Here is an 18,753-nt window from a genome sequence, read left to right as displayed (position 1 = left end):
GTAGATGCAATTGAAAATTAAAAAAGTTTTATCAATAAGTATCCTTCTATCAGCAGTTGGCTTGAGTATGGCAGCTTGTTCAAACAAATCTTCAAGCAGCAATGCTAAAAATGCTAATCACAGTATTGCTTTAGTCACTAACAACACTGGGGTTGATGATCATTCATTTAACCAATCAGCTTGGGAAGGTCTTAAACGTTATGGTAAGGCTCACGACCTACTCAAAGGAAATGGCGGTTACAACTACTTTGAATCAAGTTCAGCTAGTGACCACATTCCAAACATCGAACAAGCTATTAACGCTAAATATAAAACCATTGTTGGAGTTGGTTATGAATTAGGTGATGCTATTAACACCGAATCCAAAAAGCATCCTAAAAACAACTTCATCATGATTGATAATGTTATCAATCGTAAAAATGTTGCTTCTGCCACATTTAAATCTAATGATGCATCATACTTAGCAGGATATGCAGCTGCATACACCACTAAAACAAATGTTGTTGGTTTTGTTGGTGGTGCACACGGAGTAATCCTTAACTTATTTGATGCCGGTTTTGCAAAAGGTGTTGCTGATGCAGCAAAAGAACAAAATAAAAAGATCAAAATCATCAATGCTTATGTTGGGGACTTTTCAAGTGTAGATAAAGCTAAGGCTATCGCTAAAGCTATGTACGCTAATAAAGCAGATGTTATTTATCAAGTAGCTGCTACTGCCGGTGAAGGTGTTTTCCAAGAAGCTAAAGACATCAATACTAAAAAAGCAGCTAATGATAAAGTATGGGTTATCGGTGTTGACTCAGATCAATCAAGTCTTGGTGTATATAAAGATAAAGATGGTAAAAAATCTAACTTCACTCTTACAAGTACAATTAAAGGTATTGGTAAGGCTGTAGAAGACATCGCCAACAAGGCTTATGACGGCGAATTTCCTGGAGGTAAGCACTTTGTTTATGGCTTAAAAGGTAACGGTACTTATGTAGTAAAGGGCAATATGAGTGATTCTGCATGGGCTGCTGTTAACAAGGCTAAGCAAAATGTTATTGATGGTAAGGTTAAAGTTCCTACTACACCTTCTAACTAAGTAAACAAATTTAATAAACGAACAATAAACAATATATAAATAAGGAGATTGGATTTTTAATGAATTTGAAAAAAGTTGCTATTTTGGGTGTTGCTACTCTTTCAGCAGTTGCAATGACTGCATGCTCAAACAAAACTACTACTAATTCTAATGGTAAAAAGAACAAAGGAACTGTTGCATTAGTTACTGATGGTCATGGTGTTGATGATCACTCATTCCAACAATCTGCATGGACTGGTATTTTATCATACAGTAAAGAACATAATTTAAAACGCGGAACAAACGGCTATCAATATTTTGTTACTGGTTCAGCTGCTAATTACGAAACAAGTCTTCAAGAAGCCTCAAAAAACTATGACTTAGTGTTTGGCGTTGGTTATGAATTAAAAGACGCTGTATCATCTATCGCTAAAAAGAATCCTAATAAAAAGTTTGCTATTATTGATGAAACCATTAAGGGACAAAAGAATGTTGTTTCTGCAAACTTCTTATCAAATCAAGCATCTTATTTAGCTGGTGTAGCTGCTGCATACGAAACTAAGACTAATGTAGTTGGTTTTATTGGTGGTGCACATGGTGATATTGTTGACTTATTTGATGCTGGTTTTACCAAAGGCGTTAACGATACTGCTAAAAAATTAGGTAAAAAGATTACTATTTTAAACCAATACATTGGTGACTTCAATTCTAGCGATAAAGCTAAAGCTATTGCTCAAACTATGTATGCTAAAAAAGCAGATATCGTAATGCACGCTGCAGGTGGTGCAGGCGATGGATTATTTGAAGAAGCTAAAGCTATTAACCAAACTAGAAAAGCTAGTGATAAAGTATGGGCTATTGGTGTTGACACTGACCAATCTAACTTAGGTAACTACAAGTCAAAAGATGGTAAGAAGTCTAACTTTGTATTAACTTCTGTTATTACTGGTGTTAATGTTGCTGTTAAGGATATTGCAGACCGTACATACGAAGGCAAATTCCCAAGTGGCAAAGATTTAATTTACGGTTTAGATACTAATGGTGTTTCAATCACTAAGGGTCAAATTTCAAGCAAGGCTTGGAAGGCTTCAAGAACTGCTAGAACTGCTATCATTGATGGTAAAATTTCAGTTCCTAAGTACCCAAGCAAATAATCTCATAACTCACTCATCTATATTTTCTATACAACATTCGATTTAACAAAAAGGGCTTTTTAGCCCTTTTTGTTTTTATATAATTCGTATTTAGTTAATATATTGGACCGTTCCAAATTTAAAAGTTCTATACTCTTGACATATGTCAAACAAATTGTTACATTATCTCTATATTGTTCGTATATTTATTTATGGAGGATGTTAACATTGATTAACACTAAATTGAAAAAAGTTATGGGAACTGGTTTAGTAATTGCTACAACTGGTTTAGTTTTAACAGCGTGTCAAGGTAAAGGTGCAAAAACCTCATCTAGCTCTAAAGCTAATCATTCTATTGCCTTAATCACTGACTCCAATGGGGTTGACGATCACTCATTCAACCAAGCTGCATGGAGTGGATTCCAAGCTTATGGTAAAGAACACGGTTTATCTCAAGGCAAAGGTGGATACCAATACTTCCAATCAAGTAGTGCTTCAGATTATGAACCTAACTTTACCCAAGCTGTTAATGCTGGTTACCAAACAATTTATGGTGTTGGTTACATGCTTTCTGATTCCGTTAAAACTGCAGCTGCCAAATATCCTAAGAAAAACTTTGTAATTATTGATGATGTAATTACTGGCAAGAAGAACGTTGTTTCTGCAACATTCAAATCTAATGATTCATCATACCTTGCTGGTGTAGCTGCTGCCTACACTACTAAAACTAATACTGTAGGTTTTATTGGTGGTGCTAAGTCTTCTGTAATTGACTTATTTGAAGCTGGCTACATTCAAGGTGTAAAGGATACTGCTAAGAAATTAGGTAAAAAGATCACTATTTTAGATCAATATATTGGTGATTTCACTTCTACAGATAAGGCAAAATCCATAGCACAATCAATGTACGCTAAAAAAGCAGATATCGTCTATCAAGCTGCCGGCAGTGCTGGAAATGGTGTTTTCCAAGAAGCTAAAGATTTAAACTCAGAAAAAGCAGTTAATGATAAAGTTTGGGTCATCGGTGTTGATATTGACCAAGCTTCTCAAGGAAAATACACTGCTAAAGGTGGTCAAAAATCAAACTTTACTTTAACTTCTGTTCTTAAAGGTTTGAATTTTGCCGTTAAAGATATTGCTAATAAAGCATATGATGGTAAATTCCCTGGTGTAAAGCACTTAGTTTACGGACTACAACATGATGGTGTATCACTTACCAAGGGTAATTTAAATTCAAAAGCTTGGAAAGCCGTACAGCAAGCGCGTCAAGACATCATCGATGGAAAGATTAAGGTTGCAACTTCTCCAAGTAAGTAGCACAATATATAGTGTGTCATTTCTAAAGCACTTCGTGATGATACGAGGTGTTTTTTTATAAATATCATATAGGGAAGGAAAGCCATGGAAAAAGAGAACACAAACATTATTGAGATGCGCCATATCGTTAAAGACTTTAATGGTTTTAAAGCTAACAACGATATCAACCTCACGCTCAGAAAGGGCGAAATCCTGGCGCTTCTAGGTGAAAACGGAGCTGGTAAATCTACATTAATGAGTATTTTATCTGGCCTGCTTAAACCAACCTCTGGGGAAATCTATGTCAGAGGGAAAAAAGTTGTAATTGATGGTCCAAATGCTGCTAAAGATTTAAAAATTGGTATGGTTCACCAACACTTTATGTTGGCCAAAGCTTTTACCGTTTTAGAAAACATCATTTTAGGCCATGAAACAAAAAGAGGAATTAAGCTTGATTTTAAAACTGCTCGTAAGCAAATCATGGCTCTTTCCGAGAAATATGGTTTAGCAATTGATCCAGATGCAAAAATTGCTAATATTACAGTTGCTCAACAACAACGTGTTGAAATTTTAAAGATTCTCTACCGTGGAGCTGATATTTTAATCTTTGATGAACCTACAGCTGTTTTAACACCTCAGGAAATCACCGAATTTATCAATATTATGAAAAATCTCCGCAATGAGGGAAAATCTATCATCTTAATCACCCACAAGCTTAATGAAATTAAGCAATCAGCTGATCGTGTTACCGTTATTCGCCACGGTAAGAGTATTGGAACAGTTGATGTTGAAGGAGCTACTGATGAAAGCTTGGCTGAAATGATGGTGGGTCGTCACGTTAACTTTAACTTACCTAAAAAAGAAGCTAAAGTTGGTAAAACTGTTTTATCAGTTAAAGATTTAAAAGTTAATGAAGATCGTGGTACGCTCGCTGTTAAAGGTCTAACTTTTGATGTTCATGCTGGAGAAATCTTGGGTTTAGCTGGTATTGATGGCAATGGTCAAGATGAACTTGTAGAAGCTTTGACTGGTTTACGTCATGTTAAAGCAGGCCATTTTACTATTAAAGGTACTGATATGACCAATAAGCGACCACGAAAAATTACTGAATTGGGAGTTTCTCATGTTCCAGCTGACCGTCAAAAATTCGGTTTAATCTTAGAAATGTCTTTAGCTGATAATATTGCTTTGCAGACTTACTACCAAAAACCATATTCAAATCACGGTATTATTAATCACAAAGCTATTACAGAACATGCTAAAAAGCTTATTAAAAAGTTCGACGTTCGAACTAAAGATGAAAACCTTAAAGCTGGTGAATTATCTGGTGGTAACCAACAAAAAGCAATTATCGCTCGTGAGTTGGATCGCAATAGCGATTTAATCATTGTATTCCAACCTACTCGAGGACTTGATGTTGGAGCTATCGAATACATTCATAAGCAATTATTAGCACAACGGGACGCTGGTAAAGCTGTCTTGTTAATTTCATATGAATTAGACGAAATTATGCAATTATCTGACAGAATTATCGTTTTACATAACGGTCAAGAATCTGGAGAAGTCCTCCCAGAAAAGACTTCTGAAAGAGAATTAGGTTTATTAATGACAGGAGCCCACAAGAAAGAAGGTACCAATTAATGTTTAAGGTTAACGCTGAAACCAAAAAGATTTTAGTGCCCCTTATTTCCATCGTAGCCGGCTTTTTAGTTGGTGCAGTTATCATGCTACTTTGGAGCTACAATCCTATCCTTGCTTACACTTCAATGTTTTCAAGTGCTTTAGGTAATATGAATGGTCTAGGTGAAACAATTAGAGAAGCTACCCCACTTATATTTACAGCAATTGGTTTTTCAATTGCAAGTAGTGCAGGTTTCTTCAATATCGGGCTATCTGGGCAAGCACAAGGTGGCTGGTTAGCTGCGATTTGGATTGCTCTTGCTAATCCACACATGCCTAAATATATTCTTTTACCATACGCAATCATCGTTGGTACCTTAGTCGGTGCAGCTATCGCAGGTATTGCAGGGGTTTTAAGAGCTTACTTTGGAACAAATGAAGTTATCGTAACTATTATGGTTAACTATATAGTTTTGTATTCATGCCAGTATTTGATGCAAAATGTTATGAGTGACCGTTTACGTGTTTCTACTGATGCAACTAAAACTGTAACTGATAATGGTAGTTTACGATTGGATTGGTTAAGCAACATGTTTGGGGGTTCAAGAATTAATGCTGGCATCTTCCTAGCTTTAATTGCTCTAGTAGTCTTTTGGTTTATTATGAAAAAGACGGTTACCGGCTTTGAAATTAAAGCAGTTGGCCTTAATCCGTTCGCTTCACGTTATGCCGGAATGAGTGCCAAGAAAAATATCATTGTATCAATGTTACTATCTGGTGCATTTGCTGGTTTAGGTGGTGTAGTTCAAGGATTAGGGACATACCAAAACTACTTTACTCAAACTACTAGTGTTGATATTGGTTTTGACGGTATGAGCGTTTCATTACTTGGTGGTGGTACTGCCTTGGGTATTCTACTCGCTGCCCTCCTTTTCTCTATTCTTAAAATTGGAGGTCTGGGAATGCAGACTCTAGCCGGTATTCCATATGAAATTGTTTCAATCGTTATTGCAGCTATTATTTTCTTCGTTGCAATTAATTACGTAATTGGCCTTTTATTCGAAAAGAAAAAGAAAAACTACAATCAACCCGAAACTATTGCAAAAGTCTCAAATAACAGTGTAGATGGTCCGGCAGTTAAAGTCGGAAAAGGAGGAGAAGTTTAATGAATATTACAACTATGCTAGCTTTGATTGTTTCATCAACCCTAGTTTATTCCGCTCCTCTTATCTTTACAGCTTTAGGTGGAGCATACAGCGAACATAGTGGAATTGTTAACGTTGGTCTTGAAGGTATTATGACAATTGGGGCCTTTTCAAGTATCGTCTTCAACTTAACCTTTGCATCTACCTTTAAGAGTGCCACTCCATGGTTAGGGGTTATCGTGGCCGGTATTTGTGGCTTGATTTTTTCACTACTACATGCCGTAGCAACAGTTAATTGGCGTGCTGATCACATTATTTCTGGTACTGTTCTTAATTTAATGGCACCACCACTTGGAGTATTTTTGATCAAGGCAATGTATGACAAGGGGCAAACAGAAAATATTTCTGCTAACTTCGGTTATTACAATGTTCCTGTTCTTTCTAATATCCCCGTTATCGGTGATATTTTCTTCAAGAACACTTCCGCTCCAGCTTGGGTAGCAATTATTCTTTCCATTGTTCTTTGGTGGGTACTTTATAAAACACCATTCGGTTTGCGACTTCGTTCAGCAGGTGAAAATCCACAAGCTGCCGATACAATGGGGGTTAACGTTTATAAAATGCGTTATGCTGGTGTTTTAATCTCCGGTTTACTCGGTGGTATCGGTGGTGGGGTCTTTGCCCAAGCCATTTCTGGTAACTTTAGTGTTTCAACAATTGTTGGACAAGGTTTCATGGCTCTAGCTGCTATGATTTTCGGTAAGTGGGATCCAATTGGGGCAATGCTTAGCTCCTTATTCTTTGGCTTTGCACAAAGCTTGAGTATTATCGGAAGTCAATTACCTTTCATCTCTCACGTACCATCTGTTTACTTACAGATTGCACCTTATGTAATTACTATAGTTGTTTTAGTAGCATTCTTTGGTAAAAGTGTTGCTCCTGCTGCAGATGGACAAACTTACATTAAGTCTAAATAATATCAAAAGAAGTTTTCGATTTTCGAAAGCTTCTTTTTTGACTTTTGGGCTATACCAGTCTATAATGGACTATACCAATGTGAGAGGAGTAATATTTATGAAAATCATTGTAACTAAAGATAAAATCACTGGTGCTGCAAAAGCTTTTGAAATATTTTCCCGAGAAATAAAAGCTGGAGCAAAAGTATTAGGCTTAGCAACCGGCTCATCTCCAATTGAACTATACCAAAATATGGTTAACAGCGATTTGAACTTCTCCAATTTAACTAGTATTAATTTAGATGAATATGTTGGTTTAAGTCCACAAAATAAACAGAGTTATTGGTACTTTATGAATGAACATCTTTTTAAAGCTAAGCCATTCAAGCACTCATATCTACCTGATGGTCAAACTAACAATATTGCAGCTGAAGTTGAACATTACAACCAAATAATCAAGGAAAATCCAATTGATATTCAACTTTTAGGAATTGGTCGTAACGGACATATTGCCTTTAACGAACCTGGAACTTCTTTTGACAGTACAACTCATGAAGTCAAGTTAACACAAAGTACAATCGAGGCTAATGCTCGCTTCTTTGATAACATTGATGATGTGCCTAAATCTGCCATCTGTATGGGAATTGCTTCAATCATGTCAGCTAAAAAAATTGTTTTATTAGCTTATGGCGAAAAAAAGCGTTGGGCAATTAAAAACATGATTGAAGGGCCAATTACAGAAGAAATGCCAGCTTCTATTCTTCAAAAGCACCCTGATGTAACTATTATTTGTGATGAAGCAGCAGCCCAAGATCTAGATAAAAAATATTTAGCTTAGTAAAATTAAATAACAAAATTGAGTCAAGCAGGCTGTTTTTTCTGCTTGACTTTTTTGATTGTTATTAAATAAAAAAAATGCTTGTAGCTCCCCATATCTTGAATTACACTATAGAAAGCAAACTATATCTTGTGATATTAAAGAAAGAGCGTGATGACAGTTATTGTATTAAGTGGGCCAATTGGAGCCGGTAAATCCAGTTTAACCTCTATTTTAGCAGAGCATTTAGGGAGTAATGCTTTTTACGAAGATGTTTCAAAAAATCCTGTTTTGCCTTTGTACTACAAGGATATGAAACGCTATACTTTTTTGCTTAATACCTATCTGCTCAATAAGCGTTTAGCACAAATTAATGAAGCTTTATCCGAAAACAACCCTAATGTTGTTTTAGATCGTTCCATTTATGAAGATGCATTGTTCTTCAAGATGAATGCTGACAGTGGTATTGCTGATCCAACTGAATGTGATATTTACGTTGATTTAGTACATAACATGATGGAAGATGTCCCCGGAAATCCTCATAAAAAGCCAGATTTACTTATTTATATTAATGTATCGTTAGATACCATGCTAAGCCGTATTAAACGTCGTGGTCGTGAATTTGAACAGCTTGAAACAGATCCAAGTTTAAAAGAATACTATGCACGTTTGCGTAATTACTACGAACCTTGGTATGAAAACTATTCAGAATCACCAAAAATGGTAATTGATGGCGATAAATATAATTTTGTCGATAATGAAGATGACCGCAAGGCTGTTTTAGAATTAATCGATAATAAGTTAAAAGAATTGGGTAATTTATAATTTATCTAACAAAGAAGGAACGTGATGACAGTTATTGTATTAAGCGGGCCAATTGGAGCCGGTAAATCCAGTTTAACCTCTATCTTATCTAAATATTTAGGCACTCAACCTTTCTATGAAAGTGTTGATAATAATCCAGTTTTGCCTTTATTCTATAAAGATCCAAAGAAATACGCATTTTTACTACAAATTTTCTTTTTAAATACGCGTTTTCATAGTATTAAAGCCGCATTAACTGACGACAATAATGTTTTGGATCGCTCAATTTATGAAGATTCACTATTCTTTCATATGAATGCAGATATTGGTCGTGCAACCAAAGAAGAAGTTGCAACTTATGATGAATTACTAGATTCAATGATGAAAGAACTTGAACACATGCCAAAGAAGCATCCAGACTTATTAGTTCATATTGATGTATCATATGAAACAATGATTAAGCGTATCCAAAAGCGTGGTCGCGAGTTTGAACAACTTGATTATGATCCAACTTTAGAGGATTACTATAAGCGCTTATTAAGCTACTATGAACCTTGGTATGAAAACTATGATTACTCACCAAAAATCAAAATTGATGGTGACAAGTTAGACTTTATGGCAAGTGAAAAGGATCGCCAAGAAGTTTTGGATACAATTATTGCAAAACTTAAAGAAATGGATAAATTACCTGAAGATTGGACACCTAGTCATAACTAATAGAAAAAGCTGATATTATCTTCTGCTTGAGGATATATCAGCTTTTTATTTATTCAGTTTTAGCAACAAATAACTCTTTAATTCTCTTATCAAATAGCATTGCATATTTATTTTTATTATGATAATATATTTATAACTTAGCCCATCATCTAGCCTTTTATTAGAGGTGATTTAATGAGTATTATTAAAGTTAACAACCTATCATTTAGCTATGATAATAGCGATAAAGTTATTTTTTCTAATTTAAATCTTAATTTAGACAGTTCTTGGAAACTTGGGTTAGTTGGGAGAAATGGTCGTGGAAAAACAACATTCCTAAATTTATTACGTAATGAGCTTCAAGGACGCGGAGAAATTTTAACTAGCATAACTTTTTCCTACTTTCCTGCTCAAATTGCTAATCCTAGCAATCTAGTTTTATATGAGCTTCAAAGTCAAATTAACTTTGAGGTCTGGCAATTAGAGCGAGAATTGAACTTAATGCAACTCAATCCAGATTTGATTTGGCAACCATTTAATACTTTAAGTGGTGGCGAACAGACTATGATTTTATTAGCAGTATCATTTGTTAATCAAAATTCTTTTGCCTTAATTGATGAGCCAACTAATCACTTAGATGCAGCTAATAGAAGGCAAGTTGCTAATTACCTAAAAAAGCATAAGGAAGGATATATTATTGTCAGCCATGACCGTGACTTCTTAAATGAGGTTGTAAATCACGTTCTAGCAATTGAAAATAATGAAATTCATTTATACCAGGGTAACTATGCTAGTTATGAAGCGACTAAAGACAAGCGTGATAAATATAATCAAGACAAAAATATCAAACTAAAAAGCGAGATTGCTTCACTTAAAAAGAGTGCTAGTCAGATTAAGAATTTTTCTGAAAAATCAGAAAAAAACAAAACCGCCGCTGCCCACAAAAATGAAATCCATGCCGATATCAATAAGGGCTTTTATGGCCATAAAGCGGCCAAAATAATGAAACGCTCGATAACTATGCAGCAACGAGTAAATAAAAAAATAACTGAAAAAGAAGGCCTTTTAACTAATATTGAACAAGCTCCAGACTTATTAATGAACTTTAGTCCTAATTACCACCAAACTCTCTTAGAATTGCAACACTTAAGTTTAAAGATTGCCAATAAGTCTTTATTTCATGATTTAAATTTAATCATTAAAAATCATGGTATTGTTGCCTTAGAAGGAAAAAATGGCTCCGGTAAGTCTACACTATTAAAATTTATTTTGAATAAGTCTAAAGCTGAAGCTAGTGGAAAAATAATCTTAGCGAATGGATTAAAAATTTCTTATTTGCCACAAACTTTTTCAACTTATACAGGCACCTTAAAGGAGTTTTCTGAAAAAGAGCGTATTCCATATTCTGATTTACTGAATAATTTGAAAAAAATGGGTTTCCCACGAGATGACTTCACTTTAAAAATTGAAGACATGAGTATGGGCCAACAAAAAAGAGTAGCTCTTGCAAAATCACTAGTTGAAGAAGCTGACTTTTATTTGTGGGACGAGCCAGCAAATTATCTAGATGTTTTTAATCAAGATCAATTGATTAAGCTACTCAAGCAAACTAGGCCTGCTATGCTTTTAATTGAGCATGATAAGTATTTCATCGAGCAAGTTGCCGATAAAAAGATAAAGTTAACTAGTTAGTTTGCAAAAAAATAGCATCCATGTGGATGCTATTTTTTATACCTTAGTTAACTTCAATTCGCGGTCGAATAACTTATGCATTTCAGGAGTTAAATTATGGGCAATAAAGATGACAGTAGCCGAACTTTGCAATAAATTCTGCAAAATAATTTGCGTATTCTTAGAATCAATTGCACTAGTCCCTTCATCAATTAAGACTAACTTACTTTCATAAACTTGGGTCCGGGCCAAGACCACCTTTTGTTTTTGCCCACCTGATAAGTTATTTTTATCTAAATCAACCTTAGTTTTAATTCCTTGAGGGAACTTAGTTAAATCAGTACCTAATTGAACTTTTTCAGCCCAATATTTTGCTTTTTCATTCAAAGAATCATTAAAAAGCGTAATATTTTCTTGAATTGTCCCAGGGAATAAGACTGGATCTTGTGGAATATAACCTATTTGATTTAGGTTAGGCTTGAGGAACTTACCATTTTTATCTTTGAAGGTAATTTGTCCACTACTTGGCGTTAGTTCATCTAAAATCAGCTTAAATAGTGTTGACTTCCCTGCCCCACTTTCACCCGTTAAGAGAATCTTCTCTCCTTGTTTAACTTCAAAATCTGGAAAGCGCAGTTGTTCACCATTAGGGAAGTTAAGAGTCAAATTTTGACCAGAAACAGTAGCAAAATCAGCCAAGCTATCACTAGCAACTTCAGTATCTACTGTTGCCATATTAGCAGTAATTTTTTTGTTTAATTGCTTGCTAGATTGAATTAAAGTAATCTGACTAACAACAGTAAATAAACCAGTAAAAATAACACCTGAAAAATTACCAATGCTAAAGAAGGCACCAAATGGCATACTTTTAGTTATTATCAATAATCCAGCTGTAAAAATAATTAATACTTGAGCTGAACCATTAACTAAATTATTAAAGATTGAAGTTTGACTAACCTTTTTTGAACGATTAACGTTTGCCTTTTCCAGCCTATTCGAGCTCTTAGCTAAAACCTGAAACAATTTTGACTTAACATTATAACGTTTCAAAATTGCGATTCCCTTAAACCACTTTTCAATCGTATCAAGGTATGCTTGATTATTTTCAGAAACAGCAACAGTCGCTTTTTCAAGTGGCTTTGAGATAAGCTGTGGCAAGACAAACATCACTACTGCCAAGATTAAAATTAAAACCACTAATATCCAGCTATAAGTAAAAACAATGGCAATTGAAAATACAATATTAAAAATTGAACTGATAATTTTGTATAGCGGAGTTAAGAAATTATCGTTCATCATATTTAAATCATTAGTTAATGAGTTTTGAACATCAGTTATTTTGGTAGTTTCCTTTTGCAAAAATAGTTTTCTAGTTATGCGCTCTCTAACTTCATGTAAATACTCTTGCACTTGCTTAGCAAATAAATAACTAGCAATAAATTCTATGCTTTCTCCACCTACTAATACAACAAAAAATAAAAGCATGTATCTTAAAAAAGTATTGATATCTTGCTTCTGCAAGGAATTACCAATATTTGTCAAATATGAGTTACCAACTGCAACTAATACTGCCCCTAATACGGTAGCAAGTATCAAAGTAATGGCTCTAATCAAATTGATCTTTAAAAGTTTCAAAAATGACATGACCTCTCCCCCCAGAATTTATTGTTTTTATTTATTTTTAATTTTATCACAAAAAAACAATTTACTAATATAAATCACAGTAATACCTAACAAACAAAAAGAGCCTTACATGCAACATGTAAAGCTCTTTGAGTAGATAGTTTGTTTGAGTTGTTTATTATAATATTTTTCTAATGCTTTGATGCACCAGTTGCGGCATCTTGTATGCCTTCCATTTGATTTTCTTTAGTTACAGGATATGCTCTGCGAACTGAAGGATCAGTATTTGAAGGCAAGTTGTCAGCAGTATAGTTAATTTGTCGAATATCTGCATGCTTAACATCTTCTACTGTCTTGCAACCTGTTAATTGCATCAATATCTTAAATTCGTTGTTAATTTGGTTAATTACACTTTCAACGCCCTTTGCACCACCAAGTGCTAAGCCGTATAAGAATGGTCGACCAATTCCAACTAAATCAGCACCTAAGGCTAAAGCCTTAAAGACATGTGAGCCACGACGAACACCAGAGTCAAGAATAATTGGAACTCTGCCGTTAACTGCGGCAGTAATTTCTGGAAGCATGTCAATTGTTGCTGGAGCGGTATCAATTTCACGACCACCATGGTTAGAAACTACAATACCATCTGCACCTGCTCCTATTGCCATATATGCATCTTCAGCATTCATAATACCTTTAACAAAAACAGGTAAGCCTGACATTTCTTTAATTTTTGCAACATCTGCTGGTCCTATTTTTTGAGCTGAATTTGCATACATTTGTGCAACACTCATACCTTCCCCTTCTGCACCAACATATCTAGTGAAGAAATCTAATGGTACTGGGAATGTAAAGTTAGTTCTTAAATTAGCTTCACGATATCCTGAAACGAGTGCATCAACTGTTAACATAATACCTTTATAACCAGCTGATTTTACTGCATCAAAGACCATCTTGTTAAAGTCCCAATCTTTACTTAAATAAAGTTGGAAAAACTTAGGAGAATCTCCAGTGGCAGCTGCAATATCTTCAACACTCTTGTTGGCATATGTGCTTGATGAAAACAATGCTCCAGCAGCTTTTGCTCCTTGAGCAGTTGCTACTTCTGCATCTTTATGAGCAATACCATGACATGCAATTGGGCAAATCATAATAGGTTTCTTTAAATCCATCCCCATAAATTGCGTTGCAGTCGATGGACTATCCATATTTGTTAATGAACGTGGAACGATTTGAAAATGGTTAAAGGCAGTGGTATTGTTACGCCAAGTCCATTCATTTTCGGAACCTGATGCGATATAGTAGTAAGCTGCTTCTGGCATTACTTTCCTTACTCTATCTTCAAGCTCATCAACGTTTACCATCTTTATAGCTTCATTACGATCACTTTGCGGAAAACCTTTGTAATATACAGTCATTGTATTTGACCCTTTCAATATAAATTAGTAACAGCTTACCTATAATTATAGACCCCATATTAAGCGCTTTCAACGATTTACTATTGTTATTTACTGAGCAATGTTAATATTTGTATATGTTCTTTTATTAATATTCGTATTTACATTAATTATCAAGAATGTTAAAGTTTAATAGTCAGGTTATTTAAGTAAATATCCGAATTTTAATCACTTGGGAGATAAAAATGAACATAATTAGAAAGTACTTCGATTTAGACAAGCTCGGCACCAATATTAAAATTGAATTTTTGGCCGGACTTACAACTTTTGTAAGTATGTCTTATATTCTTTTTGTTAATCCAAATGTTTTAGGTGTTAGTGGTATGGATAAAGGCGCGGTCTTTACAGCTACTGCCTTAGCTAGTGCTTTAGGTTGTTTTATTATGGGACTAGCTTCCAATTATCCAATCGCTACTGCCCCAGCACTTGGGATTAATGCATTTTTTGCATATACAGCTTGTTTAGGTATGCATGTTAAATGGCAAACTGCTTTAGCTGCAGTTTTTGTTGCATCATTTATTTTCATTTTAATTACTATGTTTAAGTTAAGAGAGAAGATTATTGATGCAATTCCAGTTGATTTAAAGCATGCTATTAGTGCCGGAATCGGACTATTTATCGCTTTTTTAGGTTTAGCAAATGCTGGCTTAGTTGAAGCAAGTAAGTCTACTTTTGTAACAGTGGGTAGTCTTAAAAATCCTACTGTCTGGATTGCTATTTTTGGGCTATTAGTTACTATCGTTTTAATGATTATGAACGTACCCGGCGCAATTTTCATTGGAATGGTTTTAGCTGCTATTTTTGGTATTTTGACAGGACAAATCAAATTGCCTACAGCAGTTGTTTCTTCTGCTCCAAGTATTGCACCTACTTTTGGTCAAGCATTTAAGCATATTGGTGATATCAACACGATGCAAATGTGGGTAATTGTTTTAACTTTCTTGTTAGTTACCTTCTTTGATACTACTGGTACTTTGATTGGTTTAGCTAGTCAAGCTGGCTTAATGAAAGATAATAAAATGCCTCGTGTTGGTCGAGCACTTGCTGCAGATTCTGGGGCAATGATGGCCGGTTCTATTTTAGGTACCTCACCAGTTGGTGCATATGTTGAATCAAGTGCTGGGATTGCCGTTGGTGGTAAGAGTGGTTTAACAGCAGTCTTTGTTGGAATATTTTTCTTAATTTCAATGATTTTTAGTCCTTTACTTAGCGTAATTACTACTCAAGTTACTGCTCCAGCATTGATTATTGTTGGTGTTTTAATGGCACAAAATTTAGCTAAGGTTGATTGGACTAAACTAGAAATTGCCGTTCCTGCCTTCTTAATCGTAATTGGTATGCCACTTACTTATTCAATCTCTGACGGTCTTTCATGGGGAATGATTACTTACCCTATTACTATGATTGCCGCAAAACGTGGTAAAGAAATTAGCCCAATGATGTGGGTACTATTCTTTATTTTCATTATTTTTATGTGGGTACTTAACGCTTAATCTGAACATATATATTCAGTAAATAAATTTAGGTTCGTCTTTATGTTAAACTAATGTATACTAGATACATTAGTTTTTTTCATATGGAGGGAATCATGAAAAATATTAATCGTTTCTTTAAGCTAACTGAACAAGGTACTAGTTTTAAAACTGAACTAATTGCCAGTTTAACTACCTTCGTTAGCTTGAGTTATATGTTATTTGTTGTACCCAATATTTTAACTGCTAGTGGCATGGGAAAAGGTACTGTGTTTACCGCTTTAGTTCTCGCAAGTGCCTTAGGTAGTATAGTAATGGGGCTTGTTGCTAATTACCCTATTGCGTTAGCACCTACTTTAGGAAGTGCTTCATTTTTTGCTTATACTGTATGCCAAGGAATGAAAATATCTTGGGAAACAGCTTTAGCTGGTGTGTTAGTTGCTTCACTATTATTTGTTTTAATAACTATTTTCAAATTAAGAGAAATCGTTATTAATGCCATCCCCCAAGATTTAAAATATGCTATCAGTGCTGGAATTGGGATTTTTATTGCTTTTATCGGTCTACAAAACGGTAAATTAATTGTTAACTCTGATTCATCATTAGTTGGTTTGGGTAGTTTTTCTAATCCGGCCGTTTGGATTGCTGTATTCGGACTATTGGTTACCATTGTTTTAATGTGTCTTGGGGTGCCTGGTTCTATTTTTATTGGGATGGTTGTTACCGCAATCTTTGGAATTTTAATTGGCCAAATTCCTTTACCTAAAGAATTTATTTCTATGCCACCTTCAATCGCTCCTAGTTTTGGTCAAGCAGTTACTCATTTAGGTAATGTTAATACCGTTCAAATGGCTATTGTTGTTATTACCTTCTTATTAGTTACCTTCTTTGATACTGCTGGTACTTTAATTGGTATGACTCAACAAGCTGGTTTAGCAAATAAAGATGGTAAAATTCCTAGAATCGGTAAAGCTTTAATGAGTGATTCTATTGGAATGATTATTAGCTCTATTTTCGGTGTTTCACCTCTTGGAACTGTTGTTGAATCAAGTTCAGGGATTGCTATGGGCGGTAAAACTGGTTTAACTGCAGTCTTTGTGGGATTTTGGTTCTTAATCGCTATGTTTTTCAGTCCATTGTTAACAGTAATTCCAACTACTGTTACCGCCCCTGCTTTAATCATTGTTGGTGTTTTAATGGCAAGTAATTTAGCTAAAATCAATTGGGATAAGTTCGAAGTTGCTTTACCTGCATTCTTAATCGTCTTAGGTATGCCACTTACTTATTCAATCTCTGATGGTTTAGCTCTAGGTATGATTACTTATCCTATTACTATGCTAGCTTCTAAAAGAGGTAAAGAAGTTTCACCAATTATGTATGGATTATTCTTCATTTTTATTATTTATCTTTGGATTATTAACATTTAAAACAAAAAAGACAGTTTCACGTGAAACTGTCTTTTTTTATTTTTGCATATCTTTTATTTGGTCATATATACACCCACGTGCATTACTATCTATTTCTAAAACAACCAAATCACCAGCTAGTAATTTTGTTTTTCCTGTTGGAATAATATCATGTGCTCCGCGGTGAATTAACCGAACCAAGGTCTTGGACGGCCAAGCAATATCTTTAATTTCTTTATCGGCTAATTTACTATTTTCAAAAATACTTACAGTCAATTGATCCACATTATCAGCATAATCTGCAATATTACTATGTTCCATCCGATCAGCTAAACTTTCATAAATTGGCTTACCACCTAAAAGATCATTAACAAGATAAGCAACCAAAGCTAGAACAGCTAATGGCATTAAATGTAAGAGAGAGCCAACCATTTCTGTAATTAATAAAATTGCTGTAAAGGGTGAACGGACAATTGCACTAAATAAACCAGCCATTGAAAAAATGACCAAATTTACAATTAATACTCGTGGTAACAAGCCTAAATTGACCATAATCATTCCATATAAGGCTCCTAACAAGGCTCCCATTGTTAGGATTGGCAAAAAAATACCTCCTGGTAATCCTGAGTCATATGAAATAATTGAAAAACTAATTCTTAACAGAAAAACCAAGAATAATATTTCAATTGCGTTAAAGCCATGCCAATTTAAAATCAACTGATTTCCGCCACCAATAACTTGAGGAACAAAATAAGCAATTGGTATCAACATCCCCAATGGTATCAATCCATGTAACCATCTAGGTAGTGGAATCTTAGTATAGATTTTCTTTCCATTTAGCAAGCCCCATTGATAAATTCGGCCAATTATTCCTAGTAAAACACCCAATACCAATAAGTGCCAATACAAGTCTACTGAAAAAGAATGATTATATGGAATCGCTAAAACAGGACGTTGCCCAAATAAGTTACTTACTAAAAAATTAGCCGCCAAAGCTGCCGTTAGAGAATTAAGCCAAACCCGTGGAGAAAAATTATGAAACACTTCTTCTAAAACAAACATTGTACCACCAAGTGGCGCTCCAAAAGCTGCACTAAGCCCACTAGCTGCCCCTGCAGCAAGTAATACCCTTTGGTTAGTCTTACTGCACTTATTAGAAATGCCTTGCCCCACAGCTGCTCCTAATTGTATAGAGGGGCCTTCTCTACCTAGAAAAAGTCCTGAGCCAATTGCTAAAATTCCGCCAATAAATTTCCGCCAAAGAATGTTCCACCAATTTAGCTGTAATTTTCCTTGTAATTGTAGCTCAACTTCCGGTATTCCACTACCTCCTGCATGAGGTTCATTTTTTACCAAATATCCGGCTATTAAACCAGTTAACAACAGACCTAATATAATAAGAATCCAATAACCGTAATTGCCATGTACAAGTCTAAAACTATATAACCAATAACTTTGTAGCAGTCCTATCAACCATCTGAATGCGCCCACAACTAAGCCAGAAACTAAACCTACTAATAGCGAAATTGCCATTAGTTTTAGATTATTTAACTTATTTTTTTCCATACTAATCTCCTTTAAAGTCACTGTCTTA

At 34.8% G+C, this 18,753-nt stretch carries 15 protein-coding genes; 12 read left to right on the top strand and 3 right to left on the bottom strand.

Going from position 1 to position 18,753, the window contains the following annotated elements; all coding sequences use genetic code 11:
• Positions 1–4: 4 nt before the first annotated feature.
• The 10 genes from ETI37_RS01320 to abc-f all read left to right on the top strand — a co-directional run bounded on the left by ETI37_RS01320 (position 5) and on the right by abc-f (position 11,222).
• The gene (locus tag ETI37_RS01320; protein ID WP_143458362.1) at positions 5–1,084 is read left to right on the top strand and encodes a BMP family lipoprotein; all 1,080 of its coding nucleotides are present in this window, start codon (positions 5–7) and stop codon (positions 1,082–1,084) included.
• Positions 1,085–1,143: 59 nt separating this feature from the next.
• A complete protein-coding gene (locus tag ETI37_RS01315) occupies positions 1,144–2,217 on the top strand; it encodes a BMP family lipoprotein (RefSeq protein WP_006586023.1) in 1,074 nt (357 codons plus the stop codon).
• Between the two features lie 234 nt (positions 2,218–2,451).
• On the top strand, positions 2,452–3,513 hold the full coding sequence (locus tag ETI37_RS01310; RefSeq protein WP_162501144.1) for a BMP family lipoprotein: 1,062 nt from the start codon (positions 2,452–2,454) through the stop codon (positions 3,511–3,513).
• Positions 3,514–3,597: 84 nt separating this feature from the next.
• Entirely contained in the window at positions 3,598–5,133 is a 1,536-nt protein-coding gene (locus tag ETI37_RS01305; protein WP_006586025.1) for an ABC transporter ATP-binding protein, read from the top strand.
• Positions 5,133–6,278 carry an ABC transporter permease gene (locus ETI37_RS01300; RefSeq protein ID WP_006586026.1) on the top strand — a complete coding sequence of 382 codons (1,146 nt, stop codon included), beginning with the start codon at positions 5,133–5,135 and terminating at the stop codon, positions 6,276–6,278. Before ETI37_RS01305 ends, ETI37_RS01300 begins: the two co-directional genes overlap by 1 nt.
• Complete coding sequence (locus tag ETI37_RS01295; protein WP_006586027.1) at positions 6,278–7,234, top strand: ABC transporter permease; 957 nt, start codon at positions 6,278–6,280, stop codon at positions 7,232–7,234. Before ETI37_RS01300 ends, ETI37_RS01295 begins: the two co-directional genes overlap by 1 nt.
• 97 nt (positions 7,235–7,331) lie before the next feature.
• Positions 7,332–8,051, top strand: a complete 720-nt coding sequence (gene nagB, locus ETI37_RS01290; RefSeq protein WP_006587515.1) for a glucosamine-6-phosphate deaminase — start codon at positions 7,332–7,334, stop codon at positions 8,049–8,051.
• 150 nt (positions 8,052–8,201) lie between these two features.
• The gene (locus tag ETI37_RS01285; protein ID WP_006587516.1) at positions 8,202–8,855 is read left to right on the top strand and encodes a deoxynucleoside kinase; all 654 of its coding nucleotides are present in this window, start codon (positions 8,202–8,204) and stop codon (positions 8,853–8,855) included.
• Between the two features lie 24 nt (positions 8,856–8,879).
• Positions 8,880–9,551 (top strand): deoxynucleoside kinase, encoded by a 672-nt coding sequence (locus ETI37_RS01280; protein ID WP_006586030.1) that lies wholly within the window; start codon positions 8,880–8,882, stop codon positions 9,549–9,551.
• 174 nt (positions 9,552–9,725) lie between these two features.
• Entirely contained in the window at positions 9,726–11,222 is a 1,497-nt protein-coding gene (gene abc-f, locus ETI37_RS01275) for a ribosomal protection-like ABC-F family protein (RefSeq protein WP_006586031.1), read from the top strand.
• Between the two features lie 36 nt (positions 11,223–11,258).
• On the opposite strand, the gene ETI37_RS01270 is transcribed toward abc-f, so the two are convergent.
• Together ETI37_RS01270 and ETI37_RS01265 are read right to left on the bottom strand one after the other, a co-directional pair.
• Positions 11,259–12,845 carry an ATP-binding cassette domain-containing protein gene (locus tag ETI37_RS01270; protein WP_006586032.1) on the bottom strand — a complete coding sequence of 529 codons (1,587 nt, stop codon included), beginning with the start codon at positions 12,843–12,845 and terminating at the stop codon, positions 11,259–11,261.
• A 170-nt stretch (positions 12,846–13,015) separates the two neighbouring features.
• On the bottom strand, positions 13,016–14,242 hold the full coding sequence (locus tag ETI37_RS01265) for a lactate oxidase (protein ID WP_143458360.1): 1,227 nt from the start codon (positions 14,240–14,242) through the stop codon (positions 13,016–13,018).
• Between the two features lie 224 nt (positions 14,243–14,466).
• Here ETI37_RS01265 and ETI37_RS01260 point away from each other — a divergent pair, with 224 nt between their 5' ends.
• Both ETI37_RS01260 and ETI37_RS01255 read left to right on the top strand, forming a co-directional pair.
• Positions 14,467–15,774, top strand: coding sequence for an NCS2 family permease (locus ETI37_RS01260; RefSeq protein WP_006586034.1), 1,308 nt, complete (start codon positions 14,467–14,469; stop codon positions 15,772–15,774).
• A 95-nt stretch (positions 15,775–15,869) separates the two neighbouring features.
• A complete protein-coding gene (locus ETI37_RS01255) occupies positions 15,870–17,180 on the top strand; it encodes an NCS2 family permease (protein WP_006587520.1) in 1,311 nt (436 codons plus the stop codon).
• 36 nt (positions 17,181–17,216) lie between these two features.
• On the opposite strand, the gene ETI37_RS01250 is transcribed toward ETI37_RS01255, so the two are convergent.
• Entirely contained in the window at positions 17,217–18,725 is a 1,509-nt protein-coding gene (locus ETI37_RS01250) for a ClC family H(+)/Cl(-) exchange transporter (protein WP_034530429.1), read from the bottom strand.
• Positions 18,726–18,753 lie beyond the last annotated feature (28 nt).

Source organism: Lactobacillus mulieris (genome assembly GCF_007095465.1).
GTDB lineage: Bacteria > Bacillota > Bacilli > Lactobacillales > Lactobacillaceae > Lactobacillus > Lactobacillus mulieris.
Note: the sequence above shows the minus strand (reverse complement) of the source record. Positions and strands in the feature narration are given on the sequence as shown.